Origin of the sequence: Thalassospira sp. UBA848, from assembly GCF_002295455.1 — a bacterium.
In the GTDB taxonomy this organism is placed as follows: Bacteria; Pseudomonadota; Alphaproteobacteria; order Rhodospirillales; family Thalassospiraceae; genus Thalassospira.
This window is the reverse complement of sequence record NZ_DBGS01000032.1, coordinates 70543-89013: the sequence shown is the minus strand read 5'-3', so window position 1 is coordinate 89013 and position 18471 is coordinate 70543. Positions and strand designations below refer to the sequence as shown.

Annotated in this window: 14 protein-coding genes and 1 pseudogene; 8 read left to right on the top strand and 7 right to left on the bottom strand. The window is 55.2% G+C overall.

Annotated features, from left to right (window positions below; genetic code table 11):
- Positions 1 to 6: 6 nt before the first annotated feature.
- Positions 7 to 879 (bottom strand): polysaccharide deacetylase family protein, encoded by an 873-nt coding sequence (locus B2R48_RS03835; RefSeq protein WP_296998000.1) that lies wholly within the window; start codon positions 877 to 879, stop codon positions 7 to 9.
- A gap of 115 nt (positions 880 to 994) precedes the next feature.
- Here B2R48_RS03835 and B2R48_RS03830 point away from each other — a divergent pair.
- Positions 995 to 1243, top strand: a pseudogene (locus tag B2R48_RS03830) (LysR substrate-binding domain-containing protein); the annotation flags it as partial.
- 68 nt (positions 1244 to 1311) lie between these two features.
- Complete coding sequence (locus B2R48_RS03825) at positions 1312 to 1494, top strand: YegP family protein (protein ID WP_044829619.1); 183 nt, start codon at positions 1312 to 1314, stop codon at positions 1492 to 1494.
- A gap of 77 nt (positions 1495 to 1571) precedes the next feature.
- Here the strand turns inward: B2R48_RS03825 and B2R48_RS03820 are convergent, their stop codons facing one another.
- Together B2R48_RS03820 and B2R48_RS03815 are read right to left on the bottom strand one after the other, a co-directional pair.
- Positions 1572 to 2354 carry a 3-hydroxybutyrate dehydrogenase gene (locus B2R48_RS03820; RefSeq protein ID WP_296997995.1) on the bottom strand — a complete coding sequence of 261 codons (783 nt, stop codon included), beginning with the start codon at positions 2352 to 2354 and terminating at the stop codon, positions 1572 to 1574.
- A gap of 105 nt (positions 2355 to 2459) precedes the next feature.
- Positions 2460 to 4085 (bottom strand): sigma 54-interacting transcriptional regulator, encoded by a 1626-nt coding sequence (locus tag B2R48_RS03815; RefSeq protein WP_296997992.1) that lies wholly within the window; start codon positions 4083 to 4085, stop codon positions 2460 to 2462.
- Positions 4086 to 4310: 225 nt separating this feature from the next.
- On the opposite strand from B2R48_RS03815, the gene B2R48_RS03810 reads away from it, so the two are divergent.
- Complete coding sequence (locus B2R48_RS03810) at positions 4311 to 5537, top strand: methionine gamma-lyase (RefSeq protein ID WP_197146110.1); 1227 nt, start codon at positions 4311 to 4313, stop codon at positions 5535 to 5537.
- Positions 5538 to 5549: 12 nt separating this feature from the next.
- Here B2R48_RS03810 and B2R48_RS03805 read toward each other — a convergent pair whose 3' ends face one another.
- Positions 5550 to 6506, bottom strand: coding sequence for a hypothetical protein (locus B2R48_RS03805; RefSeq protein WP_296997987.1), 957 nt, complete (start codon positions 6504 to 6506; stop codon positions 5550 to 5552).
- A 475-nt stretch (positions 6507 to 6981) separates the two neighbouring features.
- Here B2R48_RS03805 and B2R48_RS03800 point away from each other — a divergent pair, with 475 nt between their 5' ends.
- The 3 genes from B2R48_RS03800 (at position 6982) to B2R48_RS03790 (ending at position 11607) form a co-directional block, all read left to right on the top strand.
- On the top strand, positions 6982 to 9366 hold the full coding sequence (locus tag B2R48_RS03800) for a transketolase (protein WP_296997984.1): 2385 nt from the start codon (positions 6982 to 6984) through the stop codon (positions 9364 to 9366).
- A gap of 148 nt (positions 9367 to 9514) precedes the next feature.
- Positions 9515 to 10534: an Ldh family oxidoreductase gene (locus B2R48_RS03795; RefSeq protein ID WP_296997982.1), complete on the top strand. Its 1020-nt coding sequence runs from the start codon at positions 9515 to 9517 to the stop codon at positions 10532 to 10534.
- Between the two features lie 155 nt (positions 10535 to 10689).
- Positions 10690 to 11607 carry a calcium/sodium antiporter gene (locus B2R48_RS03790; RefSeq protein WP_296997979.1) on the top strand — a complete coding sequence of 306 codons (918 nt, stop codon included), beginning with the start codon at positions 10690 to 10692 and terminating at the stop codon, positions 11605 to 11607.
- Positions 11608 to 11644: 37 nt separating this feature from the next.
- Here B2R48_RS03790 and B2R48_RS03785 read toward each other — a convergent pair whose 3' ends face one another.
- The 3 genes from B2R48_RS03785 to B2R48_RS03775 all read right to left on the bottom strand — a co-directional run bounded on the left by B2R48_RS03785 (position 11645) and on the right by B2R48_RS03775 (position 13986).
- On the bottom strand, positions 11645 to 12361 hold the full coding sequence (locus B2R48_RS03785) for a MarC family protein (protein WP_296997976.1): 717 nt from the start codon (positions 12359 to 12361) through the stop codon (positions 11645 to 11647).
- A gap of 389 nt (positions 12362 to 12750) precedes the next feature.
- On the bottom strand, positions 12751 to 13086 hold the full coding sequence (locus tag B2R48_RS03780; protein ID WP_296997973.1) for an HNH endonuclease: 336 nt from the start codon (positions 13084 to 13086) through the stop codon (positions 12751 to 12753).
- A gap of 6 nt (positions 13087 to 13092) precedes the next feature.
- Positions 13093 to 13986, bottom strand: coding sequence for a M48 family metalloprotease (locus tag B2R48_RS03775; RefSeq protein ID WP_062956761.1), 894 nt, complete (start codon positions 13984 to 13986; stop codon positions 13093 to 13095).
- 442 nt (positions 13987 to 14428) lie between these two features.
- On the opposite strand from B2R48_RS03775, the gene B2R48_RS03770 reads away from it, so the two are divergent.
- Positions 14429 to 16927, top strand: a complete 2499-nt coding sequence (locus tag B2R48_RS03770) for a type I secretion system permease/ATPase (RefSeq protein ID WP_296997968.1) — start codon at positions 14429 to 14431, stop codon at positions 16925 to 16927.
- Positions 16927 to 18234, top strand: a complete 1308-nt coding sequence (locus B2R48_RS03765; RefSeq protein WP_296997965.1) for an HlyD family type I secretion periplasmic adaptor subunit — start codon at positions 16927 to 16929, stop codon at positions 18232 to 18234. Before B2R48_RS03770 ends, B2R48_RS03765 begins: the two co-directional genes overlap by 1 nt.
- The last annotated feature ends 237 nt before the right edge of the window (positions 18235 to 18471 follow it).

Below are 18471 nucleotides of genomic sequence, written 5' to 3'. Positions count from 1 at the left end.
ATCTGTTTAATTGCTCATCTCAGAACCAAGATATTTATCGTATCCCGGGTGGCAGTAAGGCTTAAAGCGAACAAGCAAATCAAGTACTTCTTCGTCATTTACGATGTCAGCAGGATCAAAGTATATGTTTGTAAACGGTATTTCGCCTAAGGAAAAGTGCGTAAGGTAACGCTCTAGTTCCGCAATCAGTGCGCCGCGACCCAAGGCATCGGGCGCGGCTATATAGCCCCAGCTATCAACAAGCTGTGTGGGTTTAACCAAAGAACCACTTAACGGGAATTCAATCAGTCCATTTGGCTGTGTCTGAACTGAGCCGTTCAAAAAACCAAAAACCGGTGTCGTTGAAGACGATAGCCTGTATCCATTCTTTGCGAGAAAGCGATACAGTTTTTTCAGCTGACGCGGTGTGTTGAACTCTCCAAAGTGAGGGGTGCGAAAAATCCTTGGTTCATTCCCAGTGAGTTCTGCGATGGTATTGTGGCCATCAATGATGTCCTGTTGCCAAACTTCATCATCGACATCTCGATAACTGAACGTTGAGTAAAGTCGTCCAGAGGCGGAATCGATTGCCGCGTGTTCGCGGTAGCCGTGATTTATCAGATACCCGCCGATCGTGAGGAGTTTCTGATAGTCATCCCAGTGGTCCCGCAACAGCTCGCCCGGTATTGCGTAGCCAGCTCTCATCCCAGCCTGATGCAGTCGATGTTGAATTTTCAAAGCTGCTTTTGCATCGCGACCGGTGTCGCAGTCGAACGTCAGGAAGAAGGTTTGGTCACTTATTGCATGGGATTGCGCCCATTGGAGTTGTCTTCGCAGGTACAGACCAGGAAGTAGTCGGAGGACAAGTTTGCCCAAATTTATTTGCGCTTTTCCAACCATCTTCTAAGGTCACACAACAAGGAAACATATTTCGTATGTACCTACCATGCGTCTAAATTTGTGCATAGTGGAAATAGGCTCCCGCTAAGTGCGATAGAGGTGTGGGCTTGTCGCGAATGCCTGCATTCATGCCAGTAGCGGTCAGGTGCTTCTAGGTGCCGCGCGCAAGGGCATCGGCTGCGTGCAGTTACCCGACTATTACGTCGATCCCTGGATTGCCAGTGGCGACCTTGTGCCGGTACTGACCAAATACCAACCATCCGATGAAGGCATTTGGGCAATCTACCCGACCAACCAGCATCTGAGCCCGAAGATACGGATGCTGGTGGAGCATTTGGGACGGTATTTGGGGCAATCATCCTAATTTTTTGTCACAACCGGCTTGCGCCAGCGTCGAACCCTCAATGAATTTCGGTTTGAAGGAGGCGAGCGATGTCAAAGTGTACAGGGTCGAAAGGTGATCTGTGGGAGCTTTACGAAGCAAAGGATGGCTGGCGGTGGCGGCGGACGGCCAGCAATGGCAATATCGTCGGGGCTTCGACGCAAGGTTATTCGAACAAATCCGACTGCATCGCCAATGCCAAGCGCAACGGATGTGATTGCGATCTGAGCTAGGTGCGGAGCGATCTGTGCAAAAAAAAAAGCCCCGCGGCATGTTGCCTGCGGGGCTTTGATGTTTTCGGGTGTGTGCGTTACTGCGCTGTCCAGCCGCCATCGACCGAAAGATGCGTGCCGGTCATTTGTGATGCCGCGTCCGAGCACAGATAAAGTGCTGTCTGGCCGATTTGTTCGGGGCTGACGAACTGCTTGGACGGGTGTTTGTCCGAGACAAGGCGGGTTGCGGATTCTTCGACTGAGATATTGTTTTCCTTCGCGCGCGCTTCGATCTGGCGTTCGACCAGTTCGGTGCGCACCCAGCCCGGGCAGATGGCATTGGCTGTGATGCCGGTTTCGGCGGTTTCAAGGGCTGTGACCTTGGTCAATCCGATCACGCCGTGCTTGGCGGCGACATAGGCTGCCTTCTGGACGGATGCGACAAGACCGTGGGCGGAGGCCGTGTTGATGATGCGGCCCCAGTTTTGTTTGCGCATATAAGGCACGGCAAGGCGCGTGGTGTGGAAGACAGATGACAGGTTGATCGCAATCACCGCATCCCACTTTTCGGGCGGGAAATCTTCGACATTGGCGGTGTATTGGATGCCGGCATTGTTGATCAGGATGTCGACGCCGCCAAATTTGGCCTCGGCGTCCTTCATCATTGTTTCGATTTCATCGGGTTTGGACAGGTCGGCCCCGTTATAGTGCGCTGTAACGCCATACTCGGTTTCAAGGCTTTTGCGGGTTGCCTCGATTTCATCAGCGTCGCCAAAGCCATTGAGCATCACATCCGCACCGGCGCCCGCAAGCGCCTTGGCCATGGCAAGGCCGATCCCGCTGGTGGAGCCGGTTACGAGTGCGCGTTTACCTGTCAGCATTCTGTCTTCTCCCTGTGAAATGGGCTTTCTGCCCTTTGATTTAGGAAGATCATGCCGCAGTGCAATGTAAGTGGCAAGAAATGCTGTTGTCGGGTGGATGGCTTTTTAGGTGCCAATCCCGTATTTGCGCAGCTTGTTGGCGATAGAGGTGTGCGAAACGCCAAGCCGATCAGCCAGTTTGCGCGAGCTTGGGTAGTCCGGATACAGGCGCGCCAGCATTTCACGTTCGAGCAAATCCATGCCGCTGTTGAAATCGCTTTGTGCAAGGGCGGTGGCGATCAGGTCTGTTTGCTGCGTTGGGGGTGTGGCCGTGTCTTGCGCCGTTTCGGCTGCGTTGTGTGGCTGAGGGGCGGCCACGCTTGCCGTGCCGCTGGCAGCATCGGCAAGATCGCGCGCCCCAAGGGTCTTGCCATCCAGAAGGGCGACGGCGCGAAACAGGGTGTTTTCAAGTTCGCGCACATTGCCCGGCCAGTCATGGGCGCAAAGCCAATCAAGGCCATCACGGGCCAGACGTGGTGTGCTGCGTTCCGTCTGTTGGGCGGTGCGGTCGATGAAAAAGGCCGCCAGATCGGCAATGTCTTCGATCCGGTCGCGCAAGGGGGGCAGGGTGATGCCAAGAACGTTAAGGCGGAAATAAAGATCCTCGCGAAATGTGCCGTCATGGGACATGGCTTCGAGGTCGCGGTTGGTCGCACTGATGATGCGGACATCAACCGTGATTTCATCAGTGCCGCCGACACGTCGGAAACTGCCATCCTGAAGCACGCGCAAAAGCTTCGCCTGCAGATAGGGTGTCAGTTCGCCGATTTCATCCAAAAACAGGGTGCCACCATCAGCAAGCTCCAAAAGCCCCGGCTTGCCGCCTCGCCGGGCGCTGGTAAAGGCCCCTGCGGCATAACCAAACAATTCGCTTTCGGCCAGGCCTTCGGGCAGGGCCGCGCAATTAAGGGCCAGAAATGGCTGATCAGCCCGCGTACTGGCACGGTGGCAGGCGCGTGCAAACAGCTCCTTGCCGGTTCCGGTCTCGCCAAGGATCAGGAGCGGCGCATCAATGGCTGCCAGTCGCTCTGCCTGTGACTTGACGCGCAGCATGGCGCGGCTGGTGCCGATAATGTCGTCAAAGCCGGTATGGCTGCGATCCTGAAGGGCTGTGATCACGCGCCCCAGTCGCGCCGGGCGGTGAAAGACCATCACGCCACCCCATGGGGCATCATCGGCACTATCGGATCCGTCATCCACATGGCCAATCGGTTCGACCTGCAAAAGATAGGTTTGCCCGCCCAAGGCAACCTCGCGCTCTGGCAGGTGGAACCCGCCTTGGCGTAAATCTTCAATGGATGGTTCATTCAAAATGCTGGATATACCCTGATCACGCAGGGGAATTTCAGGGGTTGCGGAAATCGCCTGTGCGGCCGGGTTGGCCTGCGCGATCAGGCCACTGGCATCAACTGCAATAACCGGGTCGCCGAGCGCAGCAAGCGTTGCATGTAATTGCGCGCGGCGGCGTTCGGTTGGCAGTCGGTCAATCTCGGTGATGTCAAAGATGCCGGGAATTTGTTTGAGCGCCTTTGCCAATGCAGGAAACCGTTCCGGGCGAACGGCGGGGATATCGGCATAGATGTGATGGGTGGTGACTTCAAACGCACGGATGTCGAGCCCTTGATCTGTCAGGACATTGATCACGTCGCGCGTAATGCCAAGCCTGTTTTCACCACGAATTTCAAACCGCATATCTGTACCGATAAATTTACACTGTAAGGAAAATTGTACATCCCCAAGCTTCAGGAATCCAGTGTCTTTGCGGTTCCCGGAACTGCTTTCTGCGAGTGTGTAAAATATTATTTACACCTCTGAGTGGGGCAATTCTGCCAAGCCCTTGAAAACAGGGGATTTTCAAATCTGGCACGGTGCTTGCGCTGTGGAGGGCAGAATAAACGCATTTCAAGGAGCCTTCCGATGTCTGCCAATGACAAACATAACAGTGCCAAAACCGGCTTTGCCACCCGTGCGATCCACCACGGTTACGATCCGCAAAGCCACAATGGTGCGCTGAACCAGCCGGTTTACATGTCTTCGACCTTTGCGTTCGAAACGGCCGAGCAGGGCGGGCGGTTCTTTGCCGGCGACGAGCAGGGCTTTATCTATTCCCGTATTGCCAACCCGACGCTGGATCTTCTCGAAAAGCGCTTGGCTGTTCTTGAAGGCGGTGAAGCCGCGGTTGCGACCGCATCGGGCATGGGTGCGATTACATCTGTCTTCTGGACCTTTATTGCGCCGGGCGACGAGATCATTGTCGATCGTACGCTGTATGGCTGCACATTTGCCTACTTCCGCCACGGTCTGGAAAAATTTGGCATCAAGCATACCCATGTCGATCTGACCGATCCGGCAGAACTGGAAAAGGCGATTTCGGACAAGACCAAGATTGTCTATTTCGAAACCCCGGCCAACCCGAACATGCGTCTGGTCGATATCGAAGCGGTTTCGGACATCGCGCACAAGCATGGTGCCAAGGTCGTTGTCGATAATACCTATTGCACGCCGTATCTGCAGCGTCCGATTGAACTCGGTGCCGACATCGTTGTTCATTCTGCGACCAAATATCTGGGTGGCCATGGTGATCTGATGGCCGGTGCAGTGATCGGAACGCTTGAGGACATGACGCAGGTGCGCTTGGTGGGGCTTAAGGACATGACCGGTGCAGTGCTTTCCGCGCAGGATGCCAACCTTGTGATGCGTGGCCTTAAAACGCTTGAGCTTCGTATGGAACGCCATTGCGACAATGCCGAAAAGATCGCCGATTTCCTGGCCAAACACCCGAAGGTCGAGAAGGTCTTTTACCCGGGACTTGAAAGCGACCCGCATCACAAACTGGCCAAAAAACAGATGGACCGGTTTGGTGGCATGATCGCGTTCGAGCTTAAGGGCGGGATTGAGGAAGGCCGTAAACTGATGAACGGGCTAAATATGATTACGCGCGCAGTCAGCCTTGGCGATGCCGAAACCCTGATCCAGCACCCGGCATCCATGACTCATTCAACCTATACCGCTGAAGAACGTGCCGAATATCAGATCACCGACGGGCTGATTCGCCTGTCGGCCGGGCTTGAAAGCATCGATGATATTCTGGCTGATCTGTCCAACGCACTAGATGGCGATCAGATGGCGATTGCAGCGGAGTAAGGCGAAGGGCTGCTAATCCAGAAGGCCGTAAGTGCGCAATGCTTCGTGCGATCTTGCAGACAGTTGACTGTTTGGAATTCGCAGGACGTGCAGATCGGACAAGGAAATCTGGTTAAAGGATGGTGCGGTCTGAAAATGAGAATGGATCAGATCAAGCATCATGCCGTTTGAATGGGCCCGTTTCAGGCCGGTCTCTATGGCTTCGTGTAACTCGGGATAGTTCGGGCTTATGAAAAAATAGATTGGTAGCGGGTAATAAAGAGCGATACCGGGGTGAATAACGATCCCCGGTGCCTGCTCATGCATCCAGCTCCATTCCCCGGCGATTTGCCAATAGGCCCGCGGGTAAAGATCAAAGCGTTCAGCCGACAGCATGCGATGAAGTGTCTTGTAGCGGCCAAGGATTATATTGAAGCCATTGTTTATCAGGATTTCGCTGTCGGGCCATCCCAGGCCCTGACCCATCGAAAACGTACGGAGGTGGTCAAGCGTTCTGACGCTATCAAGCGCGTCAATTGACTGGGCGCGAAGCATGAAAAGTCGCAAACCGGTTGTGCCAAGATAGATCGGGACATAGGCAGCCAGAAGCTTCTCTTCTCGTTCGTTATTGGCACCAAAGAAGACCGTGTTGATCTGATCGCCAGTCTGCAGCATCGAAATCCGTCGCGCTTCGGTCGGGTAATCCATGCAGACCGGTGTGATCTTGGTGTTCGCGTTGCTCAGGCGGACAGCAAGGCGCAAAAGATCCATATGGTATTCCGAATAATCTTCCCAGCTTACGCGGCCTTTGCAGAATTTGGACGACGTATCCATCGGAACGCGGATGTCAGGCAGCGCAGATGTTTTGATTTGATCTGTTTGGGATCGACTGTTGGCAGGCGAAACGTTCGGGACTGATTGGGCATGGGTGCCTATGGCGCCAAACAGGACTGAGATGACAAAGACAACAAGCATTCTTGCATTTGCCATCGCTGTATTCCTGCTTGTGATCAAAACCAAACAACGTCCGTTAGAGAAAGCGGGGTGGAAAATGGGAGTTTCGCGTGTTCGCTGTTGCGAGAGCCCAACTTTTGGGTGGGGCGTACTATATATTGGTATGGTTTATTGCGACGCAATTACTTTAGCGCATCGTGTCAGCGGTGGAAATACCGTCATCTTGCATAATGCTTCGGTTGGATCGAATCGCGCGAAAACATCACAGGTCGGGCAATTTATCGGACTTTTCAGCCGAAGGGAAATTCGAGGATCTTTGCAGAATCGTCGTAGCAGATTCCAACAATTCGGCAAAATTGCCGAATCTTGTGTGAATTGCAGCGCAGCTATCTTGATTTCCCCATCGCGCGCTTAAAAATCGGCATCACAATACCGGTTTGTCGACCCGCTGCGGCGAACCAAACCAATTAAAACAACCGTCATAACGGATAACACAAAAGGCCATCAGGAAATGTCAGCACAAGAAACCGCACCGGAAATCGGTGAAATCATCGAAGCAAGCAGCACGGCCGATATCAATGCCAAGGATCTTGAGATGCTTGGTCTGCTTGAAAAGAAAGTGCGCTGGCTTTCAAGCTGGACGATCCATCATGCCAACCATCTGCGTCCCAAGCGTGATGGCATCAAGGTCGGTGGTCATCAGGCCAGCTGTGCGTCGATGACGACCCTGATGACAGCCCTTTATTTCAATGTTCTGCGCCCGCAGGACCGGGTTGCCGTCAAGCCACATGCAAGCCCGGTATTTCACGCGATCAATTACCTGTTTGGCCGCCAGACTAGGGAAAAGCTTGAAAGCTTCCGGTCCTTTGGTGGTGCGCAATCCTATCCGTCGCGCACCAAGGATGGTGATCAGGTTGATTTCTCGACCGGCTCCGTCGGCCTGGGTGCCGCGGTGACGAACTTTGCCGCCCTGACGCAGGATTACCTGCGCTACAAGGACATGCTGCCCAAGGATGAAACGCCCGGCCGCATGGTCGCCCTTGTTGGCGATGCCGAACTTGACGAAGGCAACATCTATGAGGCGCTGCTTGATACCTGGAAGCATGACATTCGCAATGTCTGGTGGGTGATCGACTATAACCGTCAAAGCCTTGATGGCATGATCGATGCGCATCTGTTCCGCGTGATTGGCCGGTTCTTCCGCGCGGTTGGCTGGAACGTGATTACCATCAAATATGGCCGCAAGCTGCATGACGCCTTTGCCAAGCCGGGCGGGAAATCGCTTAAGAAGTGGCTGAATGATGTGCCCAACGACATCTATTCGGCGCTGACCTTCCAGGGCGGCGCAGCATGGCGCAAACAGATAACATCGGACATGGAAGGCGACAATGCGCTGGCAAGCTTGCTGGGTGAGTATGACGATGACCAGCTTCATGACCTGATGACCAATCTGGGCGGGCATTGCATGGAAGCAGTTCTAAGCGCCTTTGAGTCTGTGCCCAATGACAAGCCGACCGTGTTTATTGCCTATACTGTCAAGGGCTATGGTACCCCGCTTCAGGGGCACAAGGACAACCATGCGGGACTGATGAATGTGCCGCAAATGGATGCCTTCAAGCTGCAAAACAAGGTCGCCGACGGGCAGGAATGGGATATCGCGGCTGGCCTTGATATCAGTGCCGATGCGCTTCGCGACTATATCGCCAGCGCACCGTTTAATGATGATGCCCCGCGCAACAAGTCGGCCAAACACATCACCATCCCTGAAATGCCCTATGCACGTGCGGAAACATCCAGCACGCAGGAAGTCTTTGGCAAGATTTTGAACGAGCTGGCCAAAATGAAGGAAAGCGACCTGTCGGACCGGATCGTTACCACGTCCCCCGATGTGACGGTGTCGACCAACCTTGGCGGGTTTGTGAACCAGCGCGGTCTGTTTGGCCGCGAAGAACTGGCCGATCAGTTCAAGGAACGCAAGGTCCCCTCGGCCCAGAAATGGATCAGATCGCCGAGCGGCCAGCATGTTGAGCTTGGCATTGCCGAAAACAACCTGTTCCTGAACCTGGCTGCACTCGGCCTGTCGCACAGTCTGTTTGGGGAGCGCCTGTTCCCGATTGGCACCCTTTATGATCCGTTCATTGCCCGTGGTCTCGACGCACTGAACTATGCCTGCTATCAGGATGCGCGTTTTATGGTCGTGGCAACACCAAGCGGCATAACGCTGGCACCGGAAGGCGGGGCGCATCAGTCGATCAGCACGCCGATGATTGGCATGGGCCAACCCGGCCTGACCAGCTTTGAGCCAAGCTTTGGCGACGAACTGGCCGCGATCATGGGCTGGTCGTTCGAACATATGCAGGATCGGGAAGGCGGCTCTATCTACCTGCGTTTGTCAACCAAACCGCTGTCACAGCCGGAACGTGACCTGTCGGATTCTGAAAAGACCGAAATTATTTCGGGTGGTTACTGGCTGCGCAAGCCGGGTGCGGATTGCAAGATGGCGATTGCCTATTGCGGTGCCATGGCACCCGAAGCAATTGCCGCATGGGAAAAGCTGTCTGAAGATCATCCGGGGCTTGGCCTGCTTGCCGTGACATCGACAGACCGCCTGTATAACGAATGGCAGGATCTTGAACGTGCCCGCCTTGAAGGCAAGGCGGATGGCAAAATGGCCCATGTTGAAAACCTGCTTAAACCTCTGGCCGATGATGCCCGCCTTGTGACGGTAATTGATGGTCATCCGGCCGCCCTTGCGTGGCTTGGCGGTGTGCGTGGTCACGCGGTTGCGCCGCTTGGCGTGAACGCCTTTGGCCAGTGCGGGGACAGCATCGCGCTTTATGATCATTACCAGATCGGAACCGAGGCCATCCTGCGCGCCGCAAAGCGTTGGGATTAATCGTTAATTCCCAAAACATCAGACTTTAAATCAAGGAGGGCAAACTGCCCTCCTTATTTGTATGAGTTTTTGCAAGGTGGGGCAGGATCGGATAGAGCTTTCAGTCAATAAAATACAAAACTGTTTGCCTTGAAGGAACGTCCGACCGATGCAAGAAACCGTCACGCTGACAATCAAAGACGCCGAAAAACTGAGCCTTGCTGTGCTTGAAAATAACGGCTTTGGCAAAGAGCATGCTGGCGCGATCATGCGCAGTGTCGTGGCCGCCCAGATCGATGAATGTCATTCGCACGGGCTTTACCGCCTGATGGGGTGTGTGCAGACCGCGCGGAATGGCGGGCTTGATACCCATGCGATGCCAGAAATTATTGATCAGGCGCCAGCCATTACGCGGGTTAATGCGCACAAGGGATGCTCGCTGCTTTCCTTTGAAAAAGCATTGCCGATGTTTGTCAAAAAAACCCGCCATTGCGGTATTTCGGTTCTGGCGATCAATAACTGCTTCCATTTTTCGGCCCTGTGGCCAGAGGTCGAGCAGATTTCTGCCCACGGTCTGGTCGGGATGGCGATGACACCGACCTATGCCTTTGTCGCGCCAGCAGGCGGAACCAAACCGCTCCTGGGCACCAACCCGATTGCCTTTTCATGGCCGCGTCCGGGCAAAACGCCCTACACGTTTGATTTTGCCACCAGCATGATCGCGCGCGGCGAAATCGAATTGCACCGTCGCGCGGGCAAGCCGATTCCCGAAGGCTGGGCGATTGATGAAAACGGTGATCCCACCTCCGATCCGACCAAGGCGCTCGAAGGGGCGATGCTGACCTTTGGCGGGCACAAGGGATCAGCACTTTCGACCATGATCGGTTTGATAGCGGGGCCGTTGATCGGTGATGTGCTTGGGCATGAAACCCATGCCGCATCCGAAGATGCGCCGGGTAATCCGCATCATGGGGAAATCATCATCGCGTTTTGTCCGGAAACATTCCTTGGTGCTGATGCGCAAAAGCATCTTGATCACGCCGAAGACTTGTTTGAAGAGATCGTCAAACAGGGCGCGCGCCTGCCATCGCAACGCCGGTTTGAAGCCCGCGAACGCAGTCAGACAAAAGGCGTGACGATCCCCAAGGCCCTGCATGACGAGCTGTTGGCCTTGACGGAGCAGCAATAACACAGGGCGTGATGCTTGGATCAGATTTTATGACCCAATCTTTTTTCAATGGGTACGTCGTGATGGGCTTGCAATGTCCCCAATTGTCGTACAACTCACGCAGCATGCATCCAAAAGCGTGATTTGATGCAATGTAAGCTGGAAGGGCGTTGGTTATGGAATATCTGATGTTGCTCGGCGGTCTGGCCGGGCTTTTCTTTGGGGGTGAATCCCTGGTGCGCGGTAGTGTTGGTATCGCCCGCAAGCTTTCCATGTCATCGCTTCTGATTGGTTTGACGGTGGTTGGGTTCGGGACATCGACGCCGGAGCTTCTTGTGTCACTGGATGCTGCTTTGCGCGGTGTACCTGATATCGCACTTGGCAATGTGATCGGGTCCAATATTGCGAACATCTTGCTGATTGTTGGTGTCTCTGCGGTGGTTTGGCCCATTGCGGTATCTGGCGGCACGCTTGTTCGCGATACCGCTGTGATGCTTGGTGCTGCTGTTGTGCTGGTGCCGTTCTTTGCGCTTGGTGACCTTGGCCGTGTCGCCGGCGGGTTTATGTTTGCGGCATTGATTGGTTATTTGGTGTTTGCCTATCGCCAGTCGCGTTCTGGACCCGCGTCATCGACGGATCTGCCCGAAGCGGTTTCAAATGTCTGGCTGTCAATCGTCTGGGTTGTCGCGGGGCTGGCCATGCTGATGGTTGGCGCCCATTACCTCGTGGACGGGGCGGTGACAATCGCGCGCACATTTGGTGTGTCCGAAGCCTTTATCGGGCTTACGATTGTTGCGGTTGGTACGTCCTTGCCGGAACTTGCGACATCGCTGATCGCCGCATTGAAGAAGCAATCCGAAATCGCGATTGGCAATATTATTGGTTCGAACATTTTCAACATCCTGGGGATTCTTGGCCTGACGGCGGTTGTGTCCCCGATTCCGGTCGCGGAACGGTTCCTGATGTTTGATCTGCCGGTGATGATTGCGGTTTCGATTGGCCTGACGCTGATGCTTCGCCGTCCGCAGATTGGTCGGATACCCGGCATCATCATGCTGCTGCTATACGCAGGTTATGTCTGGGCGGCACAGTAAGGATTGTCAGCGCAAGGCCGACTTCTTTTCTGGGGCCCTAGAAAAACGCCTGCTTTATGCCATCGATGATGAACTGAACCGCAAGGGCGGCCAGGATCATGCCGAGCAGGCGTGATACCACGGTGGCCACCGTCGGGCTGAGACGTTTGGCAACAACGTTTGCCAGCAGGAAGAAGACAAAGGCGATCACCATCACGACGGCGACAACGCCGATGACGCTGGCCTGCATGGCGATGTTGTCTTCGAACTTGCCCATCAGGAGCATCACGGACGCAATCGCACCGGGGCCTGACAGGAACGGGATCGACATCGGGAAGATGGAGATATCATCGGCCTCGTCATCGGGGATCGTGACATCACCGTTTGAGGTGGCCGCGCTGGCTTTGGTTTTTGTCTTTGGCTTTGGCTTTTCTGTCTCGTGGTCTTCTTCGAGTTCCTGATGGACCTGTTCAGCGCGCTCATTGCGTTTCTGGCTGCGCTTTTCAAACAGCATTTCAAGCGCGATCAAAAACAGCAACGTGCCCCCGGCAATGCGGAAGGCGGGCATGTGAATGCCAAACACACCAAGCAATCCTTCGCCGATCAGGGCAAAGGCCGCAAGAATGAAGAAGCTGGTCAAGCACGCACGGATCGCCATGCGCCGGCGGTGCGCAGCACTGGTGCCTTGGGTCAGGACGATGAAGACCGGCACCAGACCCAACGGGTCGATGATCACAAACAACGTGACAAAGACCGGGATCAGATCATTGAGCATATTTAGGGTCCGGACCTATTAATTTGGTTTGAATGGTCGCGCAGCTTTGTGCGGATACGCGGAGCGAAACCGCCGGAAGATATTTATCTTTCAAGGTTTTGCGACAAAGTAGACCGTGCAAAGCTGCGCGATCCTAAGGACAGAGTTTATATTTGCGAACTCCCGTGTCAAACCCCTTGCGCGGGATGCCGACCTGCTCGGCGGGATTTTCCTTGGATTTCACAAATATAAGCTCTGCCATTCAAATCAAATTAATAGGTCCGGACCCTGAGCTTGGCATCGGTTCTTCCTGCTTTCGGCGACTGCGCGATGGATGCGTATATTGCGTCTATCTTGGCAGGTAAATGGCTAAATGGGCAGTTCTTTTGCCGTTTTGGGCAAGGCTGCCCTTATCGGCGCCTGCCACGATTGCGCCCGTAACGCCCGGCACTTTCCGGCCAGTCGACATAATCAACCGGTTTCTTGCGCACCCATTTCACGAACTTGATGATATCGGGATGGGCAAGCAGCTTGTCTGGGCTGTTAAAGTCGCGTGCAAGGGTGGCTTCATCAAACAGGCGGTGGATCATGCGATGGCAAACGCGATGGAGCCATTCGGTTTCAGTGCCGCCCTGTGATTTCGGGTGCCAGTGATGGCGATCGACACTGGGACCTGCGACCATCACACGTCCGCAAATCGCGCACTTTCCAAGTTCAGGACTATCGGAATTATCCGGTATTGCCATGGTCGATTATTGCGGCGGCATCCGCCGGTTTTCAAAGAATTTTTGCCAGGTCCCGGGTTTGAGGGCGCGGAGGGCCTTGATCCGCGCCCCAACCGATGGATGAGTATCAAGCAAGCTTGGCGGCTGGGTGCTGCGGTAGGGCACAAGACCCAGACGTTTGCGATTGATCTGATCAATATGCAAAAGCGCATCAATCATGTCTTCCGGGCCATTGAGCAAATCACTTGCTCCGTGATCGGCGGCGAATTCGCGGTCGCGGATGACAGCACGCTGAAACAGGAAGCTGATGGTCGGCACCGCACCAAACAGGACAATCATCCAGGCGGGTGGATTGAAATCACCAAAGATAAAGATCGCCAAACCAAACAGCGCAATCGTCCATGTTGCGCGATACAGCACATCGGTAATCAGCAAGATACGGGTATCGCCATGCCAGGCATGGGCGACTTCGTGGGCAAGAATGGCGCGCATTTGACGTGGCGACAGGCCATGAACCGCATCGCTTGAAATGGCGATGGTGGTGTTGTCATTGGTGCCGGTCGTGATGGCATTCACCCCCTTGCCCGGCAACAGGAACAGTTTTGGTTTGTGGCCAAGTTCTGCGCGTTCGGAAAGCAGGCGGCTCATTTCATGGATCGCGTGATAGTCTTCACCGGAAAGCGGACTGGCGCGCAGCATTTTCATCAGCACCTCTGGCGAGATCATCGGCGAAAGTGCCAGCATCAGGGCAACCGCAATGCCAGCGGAAATCATCATTGATACCCCGCCCAGCATCCATGCGCAGGCGGCAAGCACGCCGATCATGCAGGCCATCAGGCCCCCCGCATGCGAAGCTCCGCCCGGTTGAATGGCGAGAAATCGTTGAATGAAGCCCGGAATCTGCGGGGTGTTTTCAGCCATAAAGTGTTTGCCTGTCGGGGTTTGGTGTGTGCGTCTTGTTCAAAGATAGGGATGATGAACAGACATTCGCAAACGCAACCTTCGTTGCGATCTGAAAAGTCTATATCAAACAACCTGTTAACGACATTGATTCAGAACAGATTACATCGGACAGGAAGCGGTCAGGATTCTATGCCCAGTTTTGGGCCAGGTTCTGGGCCTGATTTATGACAGAATTACGTGATCCGATTGCGCGGTAAGGCAATGAAATAAAGGGTTTTGCGGCGAAATCTTAACACATCCTTATATATTCGACTAGAATAGTGGGAGTATGCCATTGGCTAGGTTGCCCGTTGTAGCTTCGTTGCGCGGGTGGTTTGTCATGCGTGATTGGCAATTGGTCAACGGCACCAAATATAAGGGTTCTGCCCGATTTTTCGGGCAGTTGTAGCGGAAGGAAAGAATGGGCCTGTTGGATAGAATCCGGCCAACCCGCAAGACGGATGCGGGACGCGAGGGGGATCGTACCCCGCTGGAACGGTTGTTCTGGCGGTCGATTGCGCTTGTCGGCGGATTCTCGATGGTGATCAACCTGCTTAACATGGTGATCCCGATCTATTCCATGCAGGTATTTGACCGTGTTCTTTCCAGCCGGTCGGTGGATACGCTCGCCCTTCTCACGCTTGGTATCGGTCTTGTTCTGGTCTTCATTGCATCGATGGAGCAACTCCGCTCACGGGTTTTGATCCGGGTTGGGACCGCGCTTGATCTGCGACTGGGTGGGGAGCTGTTTGCCCATGTCGTCCAGCAATCCGCACGCGGCAGTCAGATGCGCCAGCGACCTTTGCGCGATTTGTATGGCTTGCGCGGTTTTCTGACGGGCAGTGGTCCGTTTGCCCTGATCGATTTCATGTGGGCCCCGGTCTATATCGGGGTTGTGTTCATTTTCGATACCCGTCTTGGCATGGTGGCATGCGGCGGGGCGTTGCTTTTGATCGTCATTGCGATTGCCAACGAGGCAGCCGCGAAAATCTCTGTCGACCGATCCGAAGAAAGCCAGAACCGCGGCATTGCGCAGGAAGAAACCTATGTCCGCAATGCCGAGGCGATGGAAGCCATGGGCATGACCCAGTCTGCCCGCCAACGCTGGCAGGCGGATCAGTCGGATTCGCTTTATTGGGAAGGACAGGCCAGCCGTCGCGTTGGGACATCGACCACGTTATCGCATTTTGTCCGGCTTGCCATGCAGGTCTGCTTTATCGGTGTCGGGGCCTATCTGGTTCTGTCCGAAAGCATCACGATCGGTATCATGGTGGCATCCATGATCCTTGGCATGCGCGGACTTGCCCCGTTTGACGGTGCGGTGACTGCATGGCGCAGCTGGAACGCTGCGCGCAGTTCGTTTGAGCGCCTTAATAAGATCCTGCTTGAAAAACGCCAGACGGTCCCGGCACCCATGCCGCGCGGTCGTGGCATGGCGGTCAGTGTCGACCGGCTTGTCTTTGCGCCGCCCAACAGCCGCAACGTTCTTTTCAAGGGTTTTTCGTTTAAGGCCGGGCCGGGGCAGATTATTGCAATTGCCGGGTTTAACGGGGTCGGCAAGACCGCCCTTTTGAAGCTGATCATGGGCATCTGGTTGCCCGGTTCCGGGTCGGTGAAACTTGATGATGTCGAAGCGTCACGGGTGGATCGTGCCGAAATGGGGGCGCAGATCGGGTATCTGGCGCAAAACCCCTTCCTGTTCCCGGGCACGATTGCCGAAAATATTGCACGTCTTGGCAATGCGGAAATGCGCGACATCATTCAGGCCGCTGAACTGGCTGGTGCACATCAGTTCATCCTTGATCTGCCAGATGGTTATGACACGCGGGTAGATCGTGGTGGGCGCAATTTGTCGGGTGGGCAGCGCCAATTGATTGCCTTGGCGGCCGCGCTGTTTTCGCGCCCGCGCTTGTTGCTGCTTGATGAACCGACAACTGCCCTTGATGACAGCGGTGTTGCCCATATCAGCGAATTGATCGAAGTGCTGCGGCGCAATGGCATCACGACCTTCATCGTCAGTCACGAGCGCGGCATTCTTGCACGCGCAGATGCCATCCTTGCCCTTGCCGATGGACAGATTCAGGTGGTTCCGGTCAAGGGCGGCAGTAAACCGGAGGTGACAAGACCCGCACCCGAGAATGACGAAATCGCCCGTGGTTTGCCACCGGCGGCGCGTTCGACCGAGGCCGCACCGGATGGCCCGCCATCTGATGGCCAAATGCGCATCACGCCCAAACGGATCGAGGTTCCCAATCCCGATGCGCCGCGTCCGATCGTTGAAAAAAACAGCGCACCAAACAGTCATCCGGCCACGGCCATGAGCGCGCCAGAGGCGGATACTTCGCCTGAGCCAGAAATTGAAGAGCTGCCCGAGATTGCCGATTTCGGGTCGACTGGCGAAACCGGTTCGGGTCGGGCCCAGGCCGCCAAGCAGGCAGCCGGGATTGCAAAAGCAGAACTGAAGCCGCAACCGACCCCGGGAGGCACGATGATGACCATGCGCCCGGTCAGCAAAAAGGCGGATGCGACCAAGGGTTCTGCGCGCAAGGATCCAGCAGCACGGCCGTCACGTGAAGCGCGTCCGGCAAGTGCTGCGGATCTTGCATCCAAACGCCCGGCAACAAAGCCAAAAGCACAGCCTGAACGCAGCGCGCAACCCGCCCGCAAACCCGCAGCACAACGCAAAATGAGCGAGGCCGAAGCAATTGCCAAGGCCCGCGAGGAAGCCGCGATGCGCATGCGCAAGGTGCGTGAGGATGCCGAACGTGCTGCGGCCGCGCGTGCGCCGCGCCGTAGGCCATCTGAAGCAACCGAACGTCCGGCAGAACGTGAACCGGCCCACGCGCAAACGGCCCGTCGTGGACGCCCGCAATTGCGTGTGGTTGAAGGATCGGCCGAGCGCCGACAAGGTGGTGCCTGATGTCTGGTGGTGTGCAACTTCCAAACGCGCGCGAGCTTAGCACCGATGTCAAACCGTTGGTGCGGATCGGCTTTTTAATCCTTTTTCTGGGATTTGGTTCGGTCTTGCTATGGGCAGGAACCGCCGAGGTTAATTCGGCCGCAACGGCCAGTGGGGTTGTCGCGCCATTTTCCGGACGCCAAAGTGTTCAGCACCTCGAAGGCGGTATCATTCGTGAAATTCTGGTGCGCAACGGCACACGGGTTAAGGCCGGTGAGGTTCTGGTACGCCTTGATGATACCCGGTCGCGCGCCAGCTATGATCTGCTCAACAACCGCTATCTCAATGCGCTGGCGACCCAGACGCGCCTGGTTGCTGAACGCGCGCAGGAAGATTATCTAACCTTCCCGCCGCCGCTTGAAGATCCGCGCTATTTCTCGATCACCGATGCGCAGCGGACCTTGTTTGAAAGCCGCCGGAACGCATTTCAGGGTGAGCTTGAGCTGTATGACGAGCGCATCAAGGAATTGCGCCGCGAGATTGTCGGAACGCGCGAACAAAAGATCGCCGCCGAACAGCAGGTCGGGATCGTCAAGGAAGAGCTTGCCATGGTCAAGCCGATGGTGGAGCTCGGCTATGCCAGGCGCACCCGGTTGCTGCAGCTTGAAAGCCGTTTGGTCGAAACCCTTGGCAATATCGGGCGGTTTTCTGCTGATATTGCGCGGATCGAACAACAGATCCAGCAGGTCAAGGCCAGCCAGTCCCAGTTGATGCGTGATCATTTGCAGTCGATCAACACTGAACTGCGGGATGTCCAAAGCGAGATTTCCGATCTGAATGAACGCCTGCGTTCGGCTGAGGATATTCTGGTGCGATCCGACATCAAGGCACCGCGCAATGGTACGGTGACCAATATGCAATTTACCACGGTCGGTGGTGTCATTCCGCCCGGTGCACAGGTGCTTGAAATCGTGCCGGCCGATGATCGTCTTGTGATCGAAGCCCGCGTGTCACCAAACGACATCGACGTCGTTTCGGCCGGGCTTCCAGTTAACATCCGCGTGACTTCGTTCAGCCAGCGTTGGTTTGCACCGGTTAAGGGAACGGTTACTGACGTTTCGCCTGACCGTCTGACAGACTCAGAAGGCCGATCATATTTCCAGGCCATGGTTGAGATTGATGCGGAAAGTCTGGCAGAGCACGAAGGCATGATTCTCTCGCCCGGTATGCCCGCGCAGCTGGAAATCGTAACCGGGGCCAGAACGATTCTGGCGTACCTGTTTTCACCGATCACTACCAGCTTTGATCGCGCATTCCGCGAACAGTGATCGCCTAAAGAACGTATAGGTCATATCGGGCTGCTCTATACAACCTGACAGATTCTGACAGGCTGGGCTTTTCCCTTCCAACACGCGGGAAAACATGAGAAAAAGCGCATTAATCACGCCGGAACGAGTCATTTACTATTGATGATTCGTAGAAATCTAATTTATACTACGGTATAAATTAATTCTGGGGTGGATGTCCGCCGCAGTTACGGTAAAAACAATTCCCATGTAGGGAGT

Coding starts and splice junctions, on each gene's coding strand:
- B2R48_RS03765 (WP_296997965.1), top strand. CDS start 16,927: ATGTCTGGTGGTGTGCAACTTCCAAACGCGCGCGAGCTTAGCACCGAT.
- B2R48_RS03815 (WP_296997992.1), bottom strand. CDS start 4,085: ATGCGGTTTGAAATTCGTGGTGAAAACAGGCTTGGCATTACGCGCGAC.
- B2R48_RS03780 (WP_296997973.1), bottom strand. CDS start 13,086: ATGGCAATACCGGATAATTCCGATAGTCCTGAACTTGGAAAGTGCGCG.
- B2R48_RS03775 (WP_062956761.1), bottom strand. CDS start 13,986: ATGGCTGAAAACACCCCGCAGATTCCGGGCTTCATTCAACGATTTCTC.
- B2R48_RS03770 (WP_296997968.1), top strand. CDS start 14,429: ATGGGCCTGTTGGATAGAATCCGGCCAACCCGCAAGACGGATGCGGGA.
- B2R48_RS03805 (WP_296997987.1), bottom strand. CDS start 6,506: ATGGCAAATGCAAGAATGCTTGTTGTCTTTGTCATCTCAGTCCTGTTT.
- B2R48_RS03835 (WP_296998000.1), bottom strand. CDS start 879: ATGGTTGGAAAAGCGCAAATAAATTTGGGCAAACTTGTCCTCCGACTA.
- B2R48_RS03825 (WP_044829619.1), top strand. CDS start 1,312: ATGTCAAAGTGTACAGGGTCGAAAGGTGATCTGTGGGAGCTTTACGAA.
- B2R48_RS03820 (WP_296997995.1), bottom strand. CDS start 2,354: ATGCTGACAGGTAAACGCGCACTCGTAACCGGCTCCACCAGCGGGATC.
- B2R48_RS03785 (WP_296997976.1), bottom strand. CDS start 12,361: ATGCTCAATGATCTGATCCCGGTCTTTGTCACGTTGTTTGTGATCATC.
- B2R48_RS03800 (WP_296997984.1), top strand. CDS start 6,982: ATGTCAGCACAAGAAACCGCACCGGAAATCGGTGAAATCATCGAAGCA.
- B2R48_RS03790 (WP_296997979.1), top strand. CDS start 10,690: ATGGAATATCTGATGTTGCTCGGCGGTCTGGCCGGGCTTTTCTTTGGG.
- B2R48_RS03795 (WP_296997982.1), top strand. CDS start 9,515: ATGCAAGAAACCGTCACGCTGACAATCAAAGACGCCGAAAAACTGAGC.
- B2R48_RS03810 (WP_197146110.1), top strand. CDS start 4,311: ATGTCTGCCAATGACAAACATAACAGTGCCAAAACCGGCTTTGCCACC.